Here is an 18,303-nt window from a genome sequence, read left to right on the forward strand (position 1 = left end):
GCGGCGCTGGCCCCATGAAATTAAGTTGCGCTGCCGTGCGGAGCGGCTAGTCTGCCCCGCCATGAGACGGGCGGCAGCTCAGCCGCCCCAAAGGGGAAGATTATGCTATTTGACCGCGTAAAGCCGTTGGATGCCATTTTGGCGACAGCGGAAAAAAAGTCGCTTACGCGCACGCTCGGCGCCTTTCAGCTCACCATGCTGGGGATCGGCGCCGTCATCGGGACCGGGATTTTCGTGCTGACCGCCGAAGCGGCGCAAAAAGCAGGTCCGGGCATGATGATAAGCTTCATCATCGCCGGCTTCGTCTGTGCCTTTGCCGCGCTCTGCTACGCCGAAATGGCCTCGATGGTCCCCGTGTCGGGCTCGGCCTATACCTATAGCTACGCCGTGATGGGCGAACTGATCGCATGGATGGTCGGCTGGGCGCTGATCCTCGAATATGCGGTCGCCGCAGGCGCCGTTTCAGTCGGCTGGTCGGGCTATGTCGTCGGCTTGGCTGAGAATTTACTGGGATTTGATATACCGCCCAGTCTGGTTCTCGGACCGTTCGACGGTGGCATAATTAACCTGCCGGCGATGTTCATCGCGGGCCTCGTCACTCTGCTCCTCGTCATCGGCACGCGCGAATCCGCGACGGTCAACGCCTTCCTCGTCGTCATCAAGGTTGCGGCATTGACACTGTTCGTCGTCCTCGCGGTTCCCGTGATGAATATGGAGAATTTCGAACCCTTCGCGCCGCTCGGCTTTGGCGGCATCGGCGCCGCCGCGGCGTCGATCTTCTTCGCTTATGTCGGCTTCGACGCGGTCTCGACTGCGGCCGAAGAGACCAAGAATCCGCAGCGCAATATGCCGATCGGCCTGATCGGCAGCCTCGCGATCTGTACCATTTTCTACCTGCTCGTCGCTGCAGGCGTCATCGGCTCGGTCGGTGCCCAACCGGTCGGCATCGATGCCGCAGGCGCTCACGCCCTCGAACCCGGCAGCCGCGAACTCGCCGCCGCGTGCGGGGCGATCGGCGATCAGGCCGTGGTCTGCTCGAAGGAAGCGCTGGCGTGGACGCTGCGTGAAATCGGCTGGCCGCAAGTCGGCAATCTGATCGGCCTCGCCGCCGGTCTCGCACTACCGTCGGTCATCCTGATGATGATGTTCGGCCAGACCCGCATCTTCTTCGTGATGAGCCGCGACGGTCTGCTGCCGCAGGCCTTCTCGAAGATCCATCCGAAGTTCAACACGCCGCATGTGATCACGATCATCACGGGCATCGCGGTCGCGCTGTTCGCCGCCTTCTTCCCTGTGGGGCAGTTGGCGAACATCTCGAACTCGGGCACGCTCTTCGCCTTTGCCGCGGTGTCGATCGCGGTGATGGTGATCCGCAAGACCGATCCGGGTCGTCATCGTCCGTTCAAGACGCCGCTGATCTATCTCACCGCGCCGATCGCGATCGCGGGCTGCCTGTATCTCTTCTTCAACCTCGACCAGAAGAGCATCAACCTCTTCCTGATCTGGGCTGGTATCGGCCTCGTCGTCTACTTCGCCTACAGCCGCTCGCGCAGCCATGTGGGTCAGGGACATATCGAGGTGCACGAGGACGACGCCGACGCCCCGCCGCCGCCGGTCCCCCCGGCACCGTCGTTCAACTGACGGTTCGAATGATACTCGGGGAAAGGGGGCTTCGGCCCCCTTTCTTTTTGGCCCGTGCAGTCCATGGGTCCGCAGCCGTCAGCGGGCTTTCATGCAGCAAGCCGACAGGCCCGCTAATACGGACTTTTCGGCGCGGTTCCCGGCCGGGTGAACAGCTTGCCGCGCTCGGCCCAGAAGACGAGCGCAAGGCCGATCACCGCGCTGATCAGGAAGGCATAGGCCAGCGGCAGCGTGGTGCCGTCATATTGCTGGCCGATCGTCGCGCCGACGGCTGCGGCGAGCAGCGTCTTGGCAAAGCTTTGATACGACGAGGCGACGCCCGCCATATGCCCGAAATCCTCCATCGCGATCGATCCGAAATTGCTGCCGATAAAGCCGATCAGGCCGACATTGGCCATCATCAGCGCGGTGAACATCCACAGCGTTTCGGCGCCGCTCATTGCGACGACGATCTGCGCGATCGAGGTCGCCATGAAGGCGAAGACCGCGGTCTGCGACACCCGCCGCGCGCCGAAACGTTCGACGATCGCCGCGTTGGAAAAATTTGCGATCGCGATCCCCACGGCGACGCACGCGAAGATGAGCGGGAAGTAGGAGCGCGCGCCGAACACCTCGGCGATGATCTGCTCGCTGCTGTTGAGATAGCCGTACAGCGCGCCCTGCATCATCCCCGACGCGATCATATATCCCGCGGCGCGGCGGTGCCGCGTCACCGTTGCCCAGCCCGCGACCATCGTCCGCCAGTCGAGCGGACGCACATCGCCGGGCTCGAGCGTTTCGGGGAGACGCCGGAGCCAGAACAGCATGACGAGGCCCATGACCGCGAGGACGATGAAGATCGCGCGCCAGCCCGCGATCGCTTCGACACCGGCGCCGATCGTCGGCGCGATGATCGGCACGATCATGAAGACAAGGAAGATCAGCGACAGCCGCTTCGCCATAGCATCGCCCGAGAACAGGTCGCGGATCACCGCGACGACGATCACGCCGAGCGCCGCGGCGATCAGCCCGTGCCCGAATCGAAGCGCGAGCAGCATCGGAAAGCTCGTCGCGAGCCCGCAGCCGATCGAAAAGGCCACATAGGCAAACAGCGCGGGCACCAGCACGCCCTTGCGGCCGAAGCGGTCGGCGAGCGGTCCGTAAAAGAGCGAGCCGAAGCCGATACCGAGCAGGTAGGCCGAGATCACATATTGGCGATCATTGGCGACGAGCACCCCCAGCCCCTCGCCGATCGCGGGAAGTGCGGGCAGCATCGAATCGATGGCGAGCGCGTTGAGCGCCATGACCATCGCCATCATGACCACCATTTCACGGTCGCCCGGCAGGCTCCGTTGGGGGGATTGGGCCGGCTTGTGCATGGCAGGCCTATGCGCCCAACCCGCCGCTTTGGATAGCCCCCAGGGCCAAAGGGCATTGCTATGCAACGCAAAAGAGCCGCCCGCTCCCGTTAGAGGAGCGGACGGCCCTTCGCTTTTCGTGCCTGGCGGCTCAGCCCTGACGGGTGCCGGTCATCGCCATCGAACCGAACGCACCGGCCTTGATCGTGCCGGTCAGCGCGTCGCCGTCGATCGTCGCTTCGCATTCGAGCGTCATCGGCATCGGCACCTTCATGTTCATGGTCCAGGTCAGCTTGTTGCCGTCGACCTTGCCATTTTCGACGTCGAGCGAACCCATCGCGCCGGCGTTCTGGCCGGTAAAGCCGCCGCCGTCGCTGCTGACGGTGAAGACCGACTTCTGGTCGCCCATCGGCGACTTGGTTACGCAATCATAGCTGCCATCGACTTGGGACATGCGGGCTCTCCTTACTGAAACTGATGCTAGGGTCAGGACCCATTGATTGCACGATCGAGGTTTGAAGCGATTTTGCTCAGGGCTAGGAGGCAAGGCGCAGGAATATGTCCATATTTCCAGACTTGCCGACGACGCCCTGGGCAAAATCGGTCAAATCCCGAAGGGACGCCGAAATGGCTTCGATATCGGACCCGTGCGGCCTTGCGGGTAGCGATGCTACCCGCTGCATCCACCCGAACCCGATATCTTCGCCATTTCGACGCCTCGATCGTGCAATTAATGGATCCTGACCCTAGTTATCGAGGGACACCGTTTCCACCGGAAGACCCAATCCGTCAAGCTGCGGTTTTACCACCGCGGCATCGCCGACGACGACATAGACGAGACCGTCGGCGCTGAGCGCTTTTCGCGCTGCGGCGTCGATTTCGGCGGCGGTCATCGCTTCATAGGTTGCGGGCAGCGTTTCGTAATAATTGTCGGGGCGGCCGAATTTGACGATCTGGCGCAGCCCGCCGAGCACGTCGCCCGAGGTCTCGAAGCTGCCGGGCAGTTCGCGGACGCTGCCGTTGATCGTGCGTTCGAGCTCTTCCTTCGTCACGCCCTTGTCGCCGAGGAAGCTCTTGAGGTCGCTCTGCAGTTCCTTGATCGAATCGCCCGTGCGATCGGCCTGCACTGGTGCCGCGGCGACCCAGCTGAGCCGGTCCTGGTCGCCCGAGATGCGGCTGCGCACGCCATAGGACCAGCCCTTGGTCTCGCGCAAATTGGTGTTGAACCGCGACAGGAAATTGCCCCCGAAAATATCGTTCGCCGAACGCAGCACTTCGAGCTCGTCGCCGCCCTTGGCGTCGAGCACCTTGCCCGCAAGGATCACCGATTGCGGCGATTTGGGCCGGTCGAACAACAGGATACGCGGTTTCGGCGCCGGGATCGCGATGTCGAAATGCTTAACCGGCTTCGCGGTCGCAGGCGCCTTCCACTGGCCCAGCGTCGCGTCGAGCTGCTTCTTCACCTCGGCAAGCGTCGTGTCGCCGACGACGAAGACGCGCGCGTTGTCGGGGCGAATCCATGTGGCATGAAACGCCGACAGCTGTTCGCGCGTCGCCGCCTTGACCGAGGCAGCATTGCCAAGGCCCGACGGCGGAATGCCATAGGGATGGTCGGCGCCGTACAGCACCGGCGTCAATATGCGCGAGGCGATCGCGCTGGGGTTGTTGAGTTCGGCCTTGAGCCGGTTGAGCTGCTGCGCGCGCACGCGCTCAAGCTCCTTGCCGTCGAACGCCGGATTGCGGATATAATCGGCGAGCAGGCTGAGCGAGGCGCCGAGGTTCGGTTTCAGCGCGAACAGGCTGAACACCGTCTCGTCGGCGTTGGCGGTCGCGTCGATCTGCGCACCGAGCCGCTCCTTCGCTTCGGCAAAGGCGATCGAATCGAGACTCGTGGTGCCCTCGTCCATCAGGCTGAGCATCAGCGACTGGGTGCCGAGCGCGCTGTGGGGATCGGCGGCATAGCCCGCGTCAAAGCTGACCGCGACATTGACCGTCGGCACCGTCGTGCGCCGCGCAAAAACGACTTCGACGCCGTTTTTGAGCTTGGTGCGTTCGATCGCCGGGAAATCGAGCGCCTTGAGATCGGCGACCGCCGGAAGCTGCGAACGGTCGGCGAACGACGAGGTGCCGCCCGTATCGGGACCGGCATCGCCGAGCGCCTCATTCCAATAACGGTCGGGCTGGACCGGAGCGGCCACCTTACCGCCCGTCACCGCACCGCCGCGATTTTCGCCGCCCTCGGTGCGCTCGCCGGGGGTATAGGTCAGCGAGAAGGCCGGGCGCGAGAGCCACTTGCTGGCGACCGCTTTCACCTGCTCGGGGGTTGCCTTCGCCATCCGGTCGAGCTCGACCTTATAATAAGCGGGGTTGTTCGAATAGAGCGCGCCCTCGGCCAGCGTCACCGCCTTGCCACCGAAACCACCGACCGATTCCAGCCCGGAGATCGTGCCCGCCAGATAGCTGGCAGCGGTTCGCTGCAACTCGTCCGCGGTCGGCCCGCTGGCGAGGAAGCTCGCGATCTCGGCGTCGAGCCGCTCGCCAACAAGTTTCACCTCGACGCCCGGCTTAACATCGGCCTGCACGAGCAGGATGCCCGCATCCTCGAACGGCTGCGCCACCGCCGACACGCTCACCGCGACCGGATCCTTGCGGACGAGCGCATTGTCGAGCCGCGACGACGACAGGCCGCCGAGCACGCTCATCGCCATCTGGAGCGGCACCGCCTCGGGATCGTTGAGGCCGGGGATCGCCCACATGCGATAGATGCGCGTCGTCGGGACAAGATCCTTGACCTCTTTCGCCAGCGGTGCGGGCAGCGTTGGCACCGGAACGGCGGGCATCTGCACCGCGGGGCCGCGCGGGATGTCGCCGAACCATTCCTGCACCTTGGCCTTTGCTGTCGCGACATTCACGTCGCCCGCGAGCACGAGCACGGCGTTGTTCGGGCCGTAATTGTCGGTGAACCACTTCTTCACGTCGCCGAGGCTCGCCGAGTTGAGGTCGCCCATCGAACCGATCGTGCTGTGGTGATAGGGGTGGCCGGTCGGGAAGAGATTTTCGAAAATCTCGTAGCGCAGCAGTCCATAGGGATTATTGTCGCCCTGGCGCTTCTCATTCTGGACGACGCCGCGCTGGTTATCGAGCTTTTCCTGCGTCACCGCGCCGAGCAGATGCCCCATGCGGTCGCTTTCGAGGAACAAAGCGCGGTCGAGCGCGCCGGTCGGCACGGTCTCGAAATAATTGGTGCGGTCGACGTTGGTCGTCCCGTTGCTGTCGGTCGCGCCGACCTGTTGCAGCGGCTCGAAGAAATCGCCGGGCGAATTTTCCGAACCGTTGAACATCAGATGCTCGAACAGATGCGCAAAGCCCGTCTTGCCCTTGGGCTCATGCTTCGACCCGACGCGATACCACACCGATACCGCGACGACCGGCGCCTTGCGATCCTCGTGCACGATCACGCGCAGGCCGTTGTCGAGCGTGAAGGCCTCGTAAGGAATATCGACCGCCTTCACGAGGTTGGCGATCGGCGCGGGGTCCGCGGCCTTCGCCTTGGCGAGCGCGGGACCCGCGGCGACGAGCGAGGTCGAAACCGCCAGGGCAAGGGCGAAGCGATGGAAACGGGGCATGAAAATCCTCTTGTACGGGGCGCAGGCTTTATGCCCGCGTGCGACCGGGTGCCGGACGGCACTGTATCAGGGGTTTAGGACAGCAATTTCCGGCTTTCAAGGCCGATAGAAGCGCGCCCCGCTCGCCTTCAGCGCCGCGGGATCGAACAGCACGGGCTTCAGCTTGTGCTGCGCGAACAACGGCGCCTGGTCGTTATAGTGCGGACTGCCCGGCCGCGTCGTCGCCGACCCGAAGGGCTGGATCGATTCGGACCGCACCCGGCCCTGCGCGTCCCATGTCACGAACATGATGAAGCTGTCGCCGTGCCGCACCTTCAGCCGCCCGTCGGGTTCGGCGTCCCACAAAGTCGACGCACGCACCGTGTCGTTGCCGCCATCGAGCGGCAGGTCGACGCGGCTTGCGCCCTCGCCATGCCGCAGCCGCAATACGGTCCCGAGCTTGGGATCAAGCCCGTCGAAATGCTCCTGCAGATGCGCGACCGTCTCTTTCAGCACCGTGCGCGGATCGGGCGCGGCGCGGCGCTGATAATGGCTGCCGTTCGCGGGTCGAAGCACCATCAGCGCCAGCGCATCGCCCTTCCCCCTGCCGTCGAGGTTCCAGTCCCATTGGCGCAGCAGCTTTTGCGCCTGCGCCAGTGCCGGATCGCCCTTCGTGTCGAGCGCGAGCAGCCGGCTCATCCACGCCTTCGCATAGCCGGACTTTGCATAGGCGGTGTCATATTTGATCGCCTTCAGCCGCGCCGCGTCGATCGGCCCCGAAGCTTCGAACAATTCGATCAGCCGCACCGCGCGGTTGGTCATATCGTCCTCGATCCCGAGCAGCGGCGAAAAGGCGGCGGCGTCGAGTTCGTCGCCCGGCCCCGCCGCGACCCACGGCGTATTGTTGGCGTTCATGACATAGCCCGAGCGCGGGTTGACCAGCGCGGGCACGCGGTCGAACGGCAAGGTCTGAGTCCACAAATCCGCCGAGGTGTCGCCGGGCAAGACACCGCGCCAGTTAAAGCCCGGCTGCCGGTCGGGGAACATCGCATTATAGAAAAGGCCGATATTGCCCTTGGCGTCGGCGTAGATGAAATTGGTCGCGGGCACGCCTTGCCCCGCCATCGCCGCGCGCCATTCGGCGAAATTCTTCGCCTTGTTCAGCCGGTAATATTGGGTGACCATATCCGCCTGGTCGATGCCCGCGTAGCGGATCGCGAAGGCGCCCTTTTCATTCTTCACCACCGGCCCGTGGACCGAGCGCCAGACGGTGCGCGGGACCGGCAGTACGAACGGGCCGACCTTGACCTTCAGCCAGATGCGCTTCTTTTCGAGCGGCCGCCACGCGCCGTCGAAGCGATAATTTTCGCCGCTGTCGTCGAGCACCAGCTTGTAGACGTCGATCAAATCGGGCCGGTTCACCGTGTTGGTCCAGCCGAGATATTTATTGTGCCCAAGAAAGGGATAGGGTGAGCCGGGGAAGTTCGCGCCGGCGAAATCCCAGCCTTCCTGCGAATGGACGACGAGTTCGTACCAGGCGACGCCGCCCGTCCATGGCTGGTGCGAGTTCGACACGAGCCGCGTCGCACCGTCGGTCGAGCGCGCGGGCGCGACCGCGATGCCGTTCGACCCATTGTCGGCGGGGTCGGTCCCGACCGGGGTCAATTCACGCGGGACGAGCTTGCCCGCCCGATCGAGCGCCGGGCCGCCCTCGCGCCCGATCTCCTTGTCCTCGACCAGCGATCCGAGCACCGAATCGAGCCCGAAGAAAAAGGGCGAGCGCAGCACGAAGCCCGCCACAACATCTTCGCCGGTCGCGGGGAACAGCCCCGACAGGCGCACCTCGTCAGGATGCTTCTCCGCATAGTGGTTGAGTCCCGCGGCATAGGCGGTGAACAGCGCCCGCACATCGGCGGGCAGCCGCGGCCAGTCGCGCGCGGTCGTCGCGCGCACATCGAGCAGCGCCTCGGCATAATCGATTTTCGCGCCATCCTGACCCAACATCGCCCCTGCGCGGCCGCGCGTCATCGCGAGCACTTCCTGCAACGTCGAAAAATCATCCTCGGCGTGGGCGTAGGCGACGCCATAAGCGACGTCGGCGTCGGTCTTGCCGAAGATATGCGGCACCCCGAACTCGTCGCGCGCGATCCGGACGTCGGTCGGCTTGAAAGCGGGCGCCGCCGGCGCCTCGGCGGTCAGCGGCTCCCAGACGGTGAGCCCGATCAGGATAGCGGCGACCAGCAAGGCCAATCCCAATAGCGCCCGACGCAGCATATTCGCCTTCCTTCCTGTCTTCGGTTGCGATGTGTGGCGGGCGAAGGGTGCGAAGGCAAGCCGTTGCTCCACCTTCGTCATGCTGAACTTGTTTCAGCATCCATGGTCCGGTGCTCGCCTGACAGGACGGCGCCAGGTCATTTCACGCGAAGACGCGAAGGCGCGAAGAAGATGGCTTGGGCCGACAGGCCCATGTTCTCTGGGACGGCGCATCCTGCCACGATGTCGCGATGGAAACGCCGCTCCGCGGCAAGCGCGGCCCCCTTCGCGCCTTCGCGCCTTCGCGCCTTCGCGTGAACCAAAAGGGCGCTGCGCTGGATAAAGAGGCAGGCCTTGGATGCTGAAACAAGTTCGGCATGACGAGATGGAAAGGGGGCCGTACGAACCGCCTCATCACCTCGGTGCGAATCTCGAAGCGCGCCCTTGTGTTGCACAATGGCAACACTATCTTGCTGAGCAAGAAAGGGGCGTTCCGTATGAACCTCGAAAAATTCACCGACCGCGCCAAAGGCTTCCTGCAGGCCGCGCAGACAATCGCGATCCGCATGAATCACCAGCGGATTGCGCCCGAGCACATCGCCAAGGCGCTGCTCGAAGACAGCGAAGGCATGGCGGCGGGTCTGATCGCGAAGAGTGGCGGTGACGCGAAGCGCGCAGTCGCCGGCATCGACGCGCTGCTCGCCAAGGTGCCCGCGGTATCGGGATCGGGCGCGCAGGCGACCCCCGGCCTCGACAATGACGCGGTCCGTCTGCTCGACCAGGCCGAACAGGTCGCGAGCAAGGCGGGCGACGGCTATGTCACCGTCGAGCGGCTGCTGCTCGCGATGGTGCTTTCGACCACCACGCCCGTGGGCAAGGCCTTTACCGATGCGGGCGTCAAGGCCGATGCGCTCAACAGCGCGATCAACGAATTGCGCGGCGGACGCACCGCCGATACCGCGTCGGCCGAAGACCGCTATGAAGCGCTCAAGAAATTCGCCCGCGACCTCACCGAAGTCGCGCGCGAAGGCAAGCTCGACCCCGTGATCGGCCGCGACGAGGAAATTCGCCGCACGATCCAGATCCTCGCGCGCCGGACCAAGAACAACCCGGTGCTGATCGGCGAACCCGGCGTCGGCAAGACCGCGATCGCCGAAGGGCTCGCGCTCCGCATCACCAATGGCGACGTCCCCGACAGTTTGAAGGACCGCCGCCTGCTGTCGCTCGACATGGGGGCGCTGATCGCGGGCGCCAAATATCGCGGCGAGTTCGAGGAGCGGCTGAAGGGCGTGCTCGACGATGTGAAAGCGGCCGAGGGCGAGATCATCCTGTTTATCGACGAGATGCACACGCTCGTCGGCGCGGGCAAGGGCGAGGGCGCGATGGACGCATCGAACCTGCTCAAGCCCGCACTCGCGCGCGGCGAACTGCATTGCATCGGCGCGACGACGCTCGACGAATATCGCAAGCATGTCGAAAAGGACCCCGCGCTCCAGCGGCGCTTCCAGCCGGTGTTCGTCGGCGAACCGACCGTCGAGGATTCGATCTCGATCCTGCGCGGGCTCAAGGAGAAATATGAGCTGCACCACGGCGTGCGGATCACCGACGGCGCGATCGTTGCCGCGGCGACGCTGTCGAACCGCTATATCTCCGACCGCTTCCTGCCCGACAAGGCGATCGACCTGATGGACGAGGCCGCGAGCCGCATCCGCATGGAAGTGGAGTCGAAGCCCGAGGCGATCGAAACGCTCGACCGCCGCATCATCCAGATGAAGATCGAGGAATCGGCGCTGTCGAAGGAAACCGACGCCGCGTCGAAGGACCGGCTCAGGGCCCTCCAGTCCGAACTCGCCAACCTCGAGCAGCAATCGGCGGGCCTGACCCAGAAATGGAAGGCCGAAAAGGACAAGATTCACGCCGAAGCGAAGATCAAGGAAGAGCTCGACGCCGCGCGCTCGGCGCTCGACCAGGCGCAGCGCGCGGGCGACCTCGCGAAGGCGGGCGAGCTCAGCTACGGCACCATCCCCGGGCTGGAAAAGCAGCTCGCCGACGCCGAAGCCGCCGCGGGCAACGCGATGCTGCGCGAAGAAGTCACCGCCGACGATATCGCGGCGGTGGTCAGCAAATGGACCGGCATCCCCGTCGACCGGATGATGGAAGGCGAGCGCGAGAAATTGCTCGGCATGGAGGGCACGCTGACCCAGCGCGTGATCGGGCAGGACGAAGCGGTTCGCGCCGTCTCGACCGCGGTGCGCCGCGCGCGCGCCGGATTGCAGGACCCGAACCGTCCGCTCGGCAGCTTCCTCTTCCTCGGTCCCACCGGCGTCGGCAAGACCGAGCTGACCAAGGCGCTCGCGCGTTTCCTGTTCGACGACGACAATGCGATGGTCCGCATCGACATGTCCGAATATATGGAAAAGCACAGCGTCGCGCGGCTCGTCGGCGCGCCGCCGGGCTATGTCGGCTATGAAGAGGGCGGCACGCTCACCGAAGCGGTGCGCCGCCGCCCCTATCAGGTCGTGCTGTTCGACGAGGTCGAAAAGGCGCATGCCGACGTGTTCAACATCCTGCTCCAGGTGCTCGACGACGGCCGCCTCACCGACGGGCAGGGGCGCACGGTCGATTTCACCAACACGCTGATCATCCTGACGTCGAACCTCGGCAGCCAGGCGATCGCCGCGCTTCCCGACGACGCGCCGGTCGAACAGGCCGAGCCCGCGGTGATGGAGGTCGTCCGCGCGCATTTCCGGCCCGAGTTCCTCAACCGGCTGGACGAGATCATACTCTTCAACCGCCTCGCGCAGCAGCATATGGGCGGCATCGTCGACATCCAGGTCGCGCGGGTGCAGAAGCTGCTCGCCGACCGCAAGGTGACGCTGAGTCTCACCGACGCTGCGCGTGCGTGGCTCGGCCGTGTCGGCTATGACCCGGTCTATGGCGCAAGGCCGCTCAAGCGCGCGGTGCAGAAATATCTGCAGGACCCGCTCGCCGACCTGATCCTGAAGGGCGAGGTCAAGGACGGCTCGACGATCAAGGTCGACGAAGGCGACGGCGCGCTGGTGCTTAAACCGGCATAACGGTCGGCCCAGGCCCGGAAGGGTTGGAGCGCTCGCGCGATGGGCGCGTCGTGCGAAGGTGCGTCGCGCCTCTTCGCACGGCCGAAGCCCGCATCAATTGCCCGGTGGCGGACGGCCCCGGCGATCCTCGACAAAGCGGTTCATCGAGTCTTGCAGTTCGGACGTCGCCTTGCTCCATTCCGACTTGGTGCGGCAAACCTTGCGCTTGCGGGCGAGCGATCCCGTTTCGTCGAACCGCTTGCAGATCACCGGATCGGCAGGCGGTGTCGACGCCGGCGGCGTTGCTTCGGCGCCGGAACCGAGAAGAAGAAACGCCATGATGAGATGGGACATCGATCAGCTCTCTTTGTTAGAGTGATTTCGAGTGAAATGGGACATTTCACGGCTCGGAAATCGCGTAAAAACAAGACTCTAGAGTGCCGGTTTTGATTCCAATCAAAACCGAACGCACTCTAGGGTCCAGACCCTAGGGACGGCCGAAGCTACAATATTGTTCAAGGCAGGGCCAGAACCCTAATCGATCCCGCTTCCCTCATCGAGACCATAGTCGATCATTTCCTGAAACAGGCTGCGCAACATGCCGCGCTCCGATTCGTCGAGATGGGGATTCCAGACATCGAAGATCAGGATCGCCCGCAGCGCATCGCTTTTGTTCCACGCCTCATGCTCGATCGTGTCATCGAACACGAAAGCCCGCCCTTCTTCCCACTGGCGCGTTTCACCGCCGACCCGGAATCCGCACTCCGGCGGAACCACCAGCGGCAAATGGACGATGCTACGCACATTGGTGACGCCCGTGTGCGGCGGGATATGCGCCCCCGGGCGAAGAATCGAAAAGAACACGCTCGGCGAACGCCCCGGAATATCCGACATCGGCAAGCTTTCCAGCAAGGCGGCCGTCTGCGGGCAGCGCGCGCATGCCTCGCCCTGGCGCGCGCCATGCTTCCACAGGAAAAAGGCGCTCCAGTCGGGCGAATTGTCCAGGCCGGTCCATTTGTTCGGTGAGGTTCCCGGTTCCTGGCGAACATAGGGTTCCAACCCTTCGCTGTCGGTTGCAAGCAGCGCCAGCAACTCGCCGCGGATGATATCGCTGTGCTCCTCCAGGCGTTCGATCCAGGGGAAATGATCGCGGTCGAAATACTCGTCCACGGGGAGAAAGGGATAATGCAGCCCGTGGCATTCATTGGCATAAATGCGCCGCCGGCCGAGCACCCCGTCCACGCACGCTTCAAATCGCCGCCGGGTCCGCGGGTTCGTTTCGCCGTTACGAAACATCGTCAACCGCGGCAGAAAGCGCTTTTCGAAACCCTGGGACACGCCTGCGATGTAACGCCGCGCGTGGGTCAGCAGCTGATCGAGCGACGCGTTCGCCTGACCCATTGACTCGGCAAGCGCGATGACACCCGACCAACGGTGCATCGCCCCCGCTGTCTCGCCGCGCTTCTCGTGCAATTCCGCGCGGCGCACATTTGCCATGAAGTGGCGCTGATCGATCGCCAGCGCCTGATCGAGGCTGTGGGCCTCCAGCGCGTCGCTGCCGGCGAGACGATGCGTCTTGGCCAGATTCATCCATAGCTCGGGCGCGGCTGCGTCCGCGGCGATCGCTTGCTCGAAATAGTCGCGGGCTTCGGGCAGCTTCCCCTCGTCCAGACGCATCATCCCAAGGCTGTTGAGCACGACCGGGTCGGCTGGCGCGCGTGAAAGTGCCGCCTGCAAATGATCGGCGGCGCGCGCGATATCGCCGTCGCGCCGTGCCTGCGCCGCAGCCGTGAGAAGGTTCACTACATCCGAATTGCTCATCCTGCCGCGATAACCGACGTCCGCCGGTAGGGCAAAAAAAAAGGCGGGCACGAGGCCCGCCTTTCCTTTTTGCGTGAAGACCGTCGATTAGAACTTCAGACGGGCACCAACCGCATAACGGCGACCCAGTGCGTCGTAGGTCGACGGATAGGTGTTGCCGCTGTTGAAGGTCGTCGAACCGATGTTCGAACCCACCGTCGGCGGATCCTTGTCGAGCAGGTTGATGACCGACAGCGTCAGTTCGAAGTTTTCGGAGACGCTGGCGCGGGCCGTCAGATCGAACCAGTTGTAGGCCTTGATCTTCTGGAACGCGGGGAAAGCGGGACCGTTGCTGCCAAAGTTTGAGGCAATGGCATCAAAGGGTTCCTGCTTCACGCCCGAGATATGGCGCCAGAGGAGCGAGACGTCGACATCGCCGAACGACAGCGTCGTGCGCTGGTTGAACGAGAATTTCGGCAGGATCGAACCGCCGTTAAGGTCCGAACCGGTCGGCGTGCAGTTGATGCTGTAATAGCCCACGCATTCACGATTCAGGCCGCCCGGTCTGGAGCGGAACTTCGAATGGAGGGTGTAGTTACCGGCGAAGTTCAGCGACAGCGAAATGTCGTCGGTGAGTTCGGTCTTCCAGTTCGCCGTGACATCGATGCCGTCGGTTGCCAGACGCCCGCTGTTGGTCAGCGGCTGCGGAACACCCGGCGTGCTGCTGGGGTCGCCGTCGAGACCGCCGGTTGCCGGATCGCGGCGGATCGACGTACAGGCCGCCGAGGTCGCGCTCGATGCGGTCAGATTGGCGAAGCAATCGGTGAGGATGTCACCGACCGTCGGGAACGAGATCGCGTCGTTGATGATGATGTTGTAATAATCAACCGACAGCGTCAGGTTCGGTACAAAATCAGGCTGGAAGACCGCACCGACCGTGAAGGTGTCGGCCTTTTCAGGCTTGAGTTCGGCCGAATAGTCGAACGAAGCGTTGATCTGGCCAGCCGAAGGCGGGTCGAATGCGGAGATGAAGCCCGCGCCGGTGACCGGAGCACCCTGCGCCGCACAAACCTGACCGAGAAGCGACGCGGCCGCGATCGTCGTGCCATCGCTCTGGCACGGGTCAGTCTTCAGATTGACGAGACCAACCTGATTCGGCGTGAAAATTTCGCCGATGTTCGGCGCGCGCACCGCGCGCTGGTAGTTGCCGCGCAGTTTCAGGCTGTCGAACGGTTCCCAGGTCAGACCGGCCTTATAGGTCCAGGTATTATACGTCGGCTTGCCCGGCGCATTGACCTTGTAATCCGAATAGCGCACGCCAGCCTCGGCCGTCAGTCCGGCAAAGAGGGGCGCAACGACTTCGGCGAACACTTCGCGAACATCGTAACCGCCCTTGACCGGAACGGTGGCGCCGCCCGCGCCGCCGAGTGCGCCGGGATCCTGCGCCAGCTGATCGGCGAAGGTTTCGGCGGTATATTTGCGATATTCGGTGCCAACGGCGAACGACACCGGCTCTGCATCGGCCGACACCGCGAACAGGTCGCCCGAAATCAGCCCGCGAACCTGCGTCAGCGATGCGCGTTCACCCGACGTTGCCGGCACAAGCAGGAAGTTCACCATGTCCGGTGAGATCGTGCCGGCCGCACCGAATATGTTCACCGGAACGCAGCCACCCGACGGATCCAGACAGCTCGTCGTGTTGGTTGCGCGCAGTCCCTGCTGCAGCCGCGGGATCGAGACATAGTTGAGAATCGTCTGCGTATTTTCGCTCTGGCCGTAATTGCCCGACACTTCATAGCGAAGATTGTCGGTGATCGACCCGCGCACACCTGCCGCGAAGTCGAAAATCTGCGTCTCATAGTTGCTGATACGGCCACCGGCCTCGACCAGACGGCGACCGACGTTGGTCGCCACTTCGCGATAATTGGGATCGTTGGGGTCGGTTGCGGCCGCGGCGGCGGTGCACTGCGCTGCCGTCAGCGTTTGCACCCCGGCCGTGATGCGGTCGAAGTCGTTGTTGGCACAGAAGGTGTTCCGCGCACCGGCCGTCATATACGGATTGCTGAGCGGAATGAACATCGGGCTGCTGAACGCACCCGACGGTGCGATGATCGTCCTCACGGTGTTCTGCGAGAACAGGCCGCGCGCGAACACCTCGACCGAATCGCTCACTTCATAACGCGCCGACGAGAACATGTTGTAACGTTCGAACGGCGTCTGGAAGATGTTGAACGGGTTGAAGTTGAACAGCGCGAACTGCGGAACAAGATTGCCCGTCGTCGGATCGATCTGGCGATTGCCGACGCCGTTGATCGAGAAGCGCGACGGAACCGCGGTGCCCGACGCGCCGGAACCCGTTCCGTCGAACGAATCGATGGTCAGATCCGAACGCGGACGCTCGCCGCCGAAAAACACCGGGTCGGCTTTCTGGTAGCCGATGCTGAGGACGGCGTTACCGCGGCCATCGTCGAAGTTCGCACCGATGGTCAGGTCGGCGCGGAAGATCTTGCCATCGCCGCGCTCGGTCATCTGGAAGCCCGTCGACAGGTCGACGCCCGCGAAGTCGCGCTTGGTGATGAAGTTGACGACACCCGAAACGGCGTCGGCGCCGTAGGTCGTGCTGGCACCGCCGGTCAACACATCGACACGCTCGACGAGCGCGAGCGGGATGTTGTTGAGATCGACGTTGCCGTTCAAATTGGCCGGCACGATCCGCTGGCTGTCGAGCAGCACGATGTTGCGGCTCGGGCCAAGGCCGCGAAGATCGACGAACGATGCGCCGCCGTTGCCGTTGTTGACCGACGAACCGACGTTCGCGGCGACGCCGGGAACGTCACGAAGAATATCTTCGGCAACGTTCGACTGGCGAAGCTGGATTTCGTCGGCCGAGGTCACGTTGACCGGGCTGGACGATGCCAGGTTGGGGTTGCGGATCAGCGTGCCGGTGACGACGATTTCGGTGCTGTCGGTCGCGGCTTCGTCAGCGGCGGCGGCGTCCTGCGCAAAGGCAGGAGCCGAAACCAGGGCAACGCTCAGCACGAGCGGCGCAACGCCTAGTCTCAGCTTGGAATATTGGGTTTTCTTCACAGTGCAGTCCCTTGCTACTGGTGGATTGAATTACCCGGACGCCCCCGCGCCACCAGCCGAAGCCGACGCGCACAGATGCCCCGATAGCGTGCGGGATGTAACTTCGTTCATGTCGAGTAAAGCGAATTCCCGGCGCAATCGGCGGTTTCGCGAGCCATTGTGACGTATTTGCAACAAACGCGGGAAACCGCGAAATACAATATGCTGCAACGCGGCGTCCGCGACATATTGTTTCAATGGTTACGAATTCACGGAGCGGATGCTCAACCGCCGATCGGTCCCGCAAGCTTGCCGGGATCGAGCCGTGCGCCCTGCCATTTCAGCCCCCAGTGCATATGCGGCCCCGTCGCGCGCCCGGTTCGCCCCACCGTGCCCAGCCGCTGCCCTTGCACGACCCGGTCGCCGGCCTTGACCTCGAGTCGCTGGCAATGAAGGAAGGCGCTCGACAACCCCATGCCATGGTCGACGATCAGCAGATTGCCCTCGAGCGTGAAGGGCGTGGCTGCGGCGAGCACGACGACGCCGTCGGCGGGGGCCACGAAAGGCGTTCCGGCCGGAACCGCGACATCGGTGCCGCTGTGATAGGCACCCGGCTTGCCCTGATAGACGCGCTGCGACCCGAAAAAGCCCGACAGGCGGCCCGTGACGGGCCAGCGGAAGGTCTGCCGCCAGCCGTCCGAATCGATCTGCATGTTCCGCGCCGCCGCGATCTCAGCGAGTTCGGCGGGACGGCGGCGCTCGAAATCGGCGTCGCTCGCCGCGCTGCCGCGATAGGGCGCGTTGATATGTTCGAGCCGCCAGCGACCGGGCGCGACCGCGATGATGCGCTCGACCCTGCGCCCGCCGGCCAGCGTTGCGACCAGCCGCGCGCTTGGTCCGGCATCGCGGTCGAACGCGATCAGGAAGCGTCCGTCGGCAGCGAGCGGAATCGGCTTGCCGTCGAGAGCGAGCGCGCGCGTGTCGCCGGGCGCCTGCCCGACCATCGCCGCACCCTGTTCGGCAAGTCCGGCGAGCACGAAGTCTGCGCGCACCGGCGCGCGCACCGGCGCGGGCGGGGGTGGCGGCGCGGCAACAGGTTGAACCGCCGGCTGCGGCGCCGGCTCGGCATCGGTCCCGGCGGCCGGAACACAGCCCGCGGCAACGACCAGCAGCGCAAGCGCCGCCCCGTATCGCAGCCCGTCGGCCCCGGCCCTCATGCCTTGCGTACGGCGTCCAGTTCGGCCTGCACCGATATCCCGGCGGTGGCATAGGGTTCCTGCCGCGCCACCGACCAATAGCGCAGCTCGTCGAGCCCGATCGGCGCGCCGCTCACCGCGCACAGCACATGGTCGCCGGGCGCGAGGACGCGAAATCCGTTCGGTCCATATTGCAGGCGGGCAAGGCGGTTGCGGCTGGCGATCAACATGATGTTATCCAGTGGAAGAATGTGGCGTTGGCAGGGGTATAACAGCTTCGCAGCGCGCGCGTCAAAACAGGAAGCCGAACAGGATTCGCGCAGAGAGCGCAGAGCGCGCAGAGATTTTT

Annotated in this window: 12 protein-coding genes; 2 read left to right on the forward strand and 10 right to left on the reverse strand. The window is 64.3% G+C overall.

Features of this window, described 5'->3' with window-relative positions:
• Positions 1 to 102 precede the first annotated feature (102 nt).
• Positions 103 to 1,641 carry an amino acid permease gene (locus tag VJ811_RS16325; protein WP_324074307.1) on the forward strand — a complete coding sequence of 513 codons (1,539 nt, stop codon included), beginning with the start codon at positions 103 to 105 and terminating at the stop codon, positions 1,639 to 1,641.
• A gap of 113 nt (positions 1,642 to 1,754) precedes the next feature.
• Here the strand turns inward: VJ811_RS16325 and VJ811_RS16330 are convergent, their stop codons facing one another.
• From VJ811_RS16330 to VJ811_RS16350, 5 genes are all read right to left on the reverse strand, one after another.
• Complete coding sequence (locus VJ811_RS16330; RefSeq protein WP_324074309.1) at positions 1,755 to 2,948, reverse strand: multidrug effflux MFS transporter; 1,194 nt, start codon at positions 2,946 to 2,948, stop codon at positions 1,755 to 1,757.
• Positions 2,949 to 3,129: 181 nt separating this feature from the next.
• Complete coding sequence (locus VJ811_RS16335; protein WP_324074311.1) at positions 3,130 to 3,432, reverse strand: hypothetical protein; 303 nt, start codon at positions 3,430 to 3,432, stop codon at positions 3,130 to 3,132.
• A 292-nt stretch (positions 3,433 to 3,724) separates the two neighbouring features.
• Entirely contained in the window at positions 3,725 to 6,604 is a 2,880-nt protein-coding gene (locus tag VJ811_RS16340; protein ID WP_324074313.1) for a pitrilysin family protein, read from the reverse strand.
• 96 nt (positions 6,605 to 6,700) lie between these two features.
• On the reverse strand, positions 6,701 to 8,857 hold the full coding sequence (locus VJ811_RS16345) for an acylase (RefSeq protein ID WP_324074314.1): 2,157 nt from the start codon (positions 8,855 to 8,857) through the stop codon (positions 6,701 to 6,703).
• A 137-nt stretch (positions 8,858 to 8,994) separates the two neighbouring features.
• Positions 8,995 to 9,432 (reverse strand): hypothetical protein, encoded by a 438-nt coding sequence (locus VJ811_RS16350; protein WP_324074330.1) that lies wholly within the window; start codon positions 9,430 to 9,432, stop codon positions 8,995 to 8,997.
• On the opposite strand from VJ811_RS16350, the gene clpB reads away from it, so the two are divergent.
• Positions 9,334 to 11,913 carry an ATP-dependent chaperone ClpB gene (gene clpB, locus VJ811_RS16355; protein WP_324074317.1) on the forward strand — a complete coding sequence of 860 codons (2,580 nt, stop codon included), beginning with the start codon at positions 9,334 to 9,336 and terminating at the stop codon, positions 11,911 to 11,913. The genes VJ811_RS16350 and clpB overlap by 99 nt on opposite strands.
• 93 nt (positions 11,914 to 12,006) lie before the next feature.
• Here clpB and VJ811_RS16360 read toward each other — a convergent pair whose 3' ends face one another.
• The 5 genes from VJ811_RS16360 to VJ811_RS16380 all read right to left on the reverse strand — a co-directional run bounded on the left by VJ811_RS16360 (position 12,007) and on the right by VJ811_RS16380 (position 18,184).
• Positions 12,007 to 12,246 (reverse strand): hypothetical protein, encoded by a 240-nt coding sequence (locus tag VJ811_RS16360; protein WP_324074319.1) that lies wholly within the window; start codon positions 12,244 to 12,246, stop codon positions 12,007 to 12,009.
• Positions 12,247 to 12,426: 180 nt separating this feature from the next.
• Positions 12,427 to 13,713, reverse strand: coding sequence for an aspartyl/asparaginyl beta-hydroxylase domain-containing protein (locus tag VJ811_RS16365; protein ID WP_324074320.1), 1,287 nt, complete (start codon positions 13,711 to 13,713; stop codon positions 12,427 to 12,429).
• Positions 13,714 to 13,800: 87 nt separating this feature from the next.
• Positions 13,801 to 16,779 (reverse strand): TonB-dependent receptor domain-containing protein, encoded by a 2,979-nt coding sequence (locus tag VJ811_RS16370; RefSeq protein ID WP_324074322.1) that lies wholly within the window; start codon positions 16,777 to 16,779, stop codon positions 13,801 to 13,803.
• Between the two features lie 263 nt (positions 16,780 to 17,042).
• Positions 17,043 to 17,975 (reverse strand): M23 family metallopeptidase, encoded by a 933-nt coding sequence (locus VJ811_RS16375; RefSeq protein ID WP_324074324.1) that lies wholly within the window; start codon positions 17,973 to 17,975, stop codon positions 17,043 to 17,045.
• Positions 17,972 to 18,184, reverse strand: a complete 213-nt coding sequence (locus VJ811_RS16380; RefSeq protein WP_324074326.1) for a DUF2093 domain-containing protein — start codon at positions 18,182 to 18,184, stop codon at positions 17,972 to 17,974. The genes VJ811_RS16375 and VJ811_RS16380 overlap by 4 nt, the downstream gene beginning before the upstream one ends.
• Positions 18,185 to 18,303: the final 119 nt, after the last annotated feature.

It is taken from the genome of Sphingopyxis sp. (genome assembly GCF_035250425.1).
Lineage (GTDB): Bacteria > Pseudomonadota > Alphaproteobacteria > Sphingomonadales > Sphingomonadaceae > Sphingopyxis.

Coding starts and splice junctions, on each gene's coding strand:
- VJ811_RS16325 (WP_324074307.1), top strand. CDS start 103: ATGCTATTTGACCGCGTAAAGCCGTTGGATGCCATTTTGGCGACAGCG.
- VJ811_RS16330 (WP_324074309.1), bottom strand. CDS start 2,948: ATGGTGGTCATGATGGCGATGGTCATGGCGCTCAACGCGCTCGCCATC.
- VJ811_RS16335 (WP_324074311.1), bottom strand. CDS start 3,432: ATGTCCCAAGTCGATGGCAGCTATGATTGCGTAACCAAGTCGCCGATG.
- VJ811_RS16360 (WP_324074319.1), bottom strand. CDS start 12,246: ATGTCCCATCTCATCATGGCGTTTCTTCTTCTCGGTTCCGGCGCCGAA.
- VJ811_RS16340 (WP_324074313.1), bottom strand. CDS start 6,604: ATGCCCCGTTTCCATCGCTTCGCCCTTGCCCTGGCGGTTTCGACCTCG.
- VJ811_RS16375 (WP_324074324.1), bottom strand. CDS start 17,975: ATGAGGGCCGGGGCCGACGGGCTGCGATACGGGGCGGCGCTTGCGCTG.
- VJ811_RS16380 (WP_324074326.1), bottom strand. CDS start 18,184: ATGTTGATCGCCAGCCGCAACCGCCTTGCCCGCCTGCAATATGGACCG.
- clpB (WP_324074317.1), top strand. CDS start 9,334: ATGAACCTCGAAAAATTCACCGACCGCGCCAAAGGCTTCCTGCAGGCC.
- VJ811_RS16345 (WP_324074314.1), bottom strand. CDS start 8,857: ATGCTGCGTCGGGCGCTATTGGGATTGGCCTTGCTGGTCGCCGCTATC.
- VJ811_RS16365 (WP_324074320.1), bottom strand. CDS start 13,713: ATGAGCAATTCGGATGTAGTGAACCTTCTCACGGCTGCGGCGCAGGCA.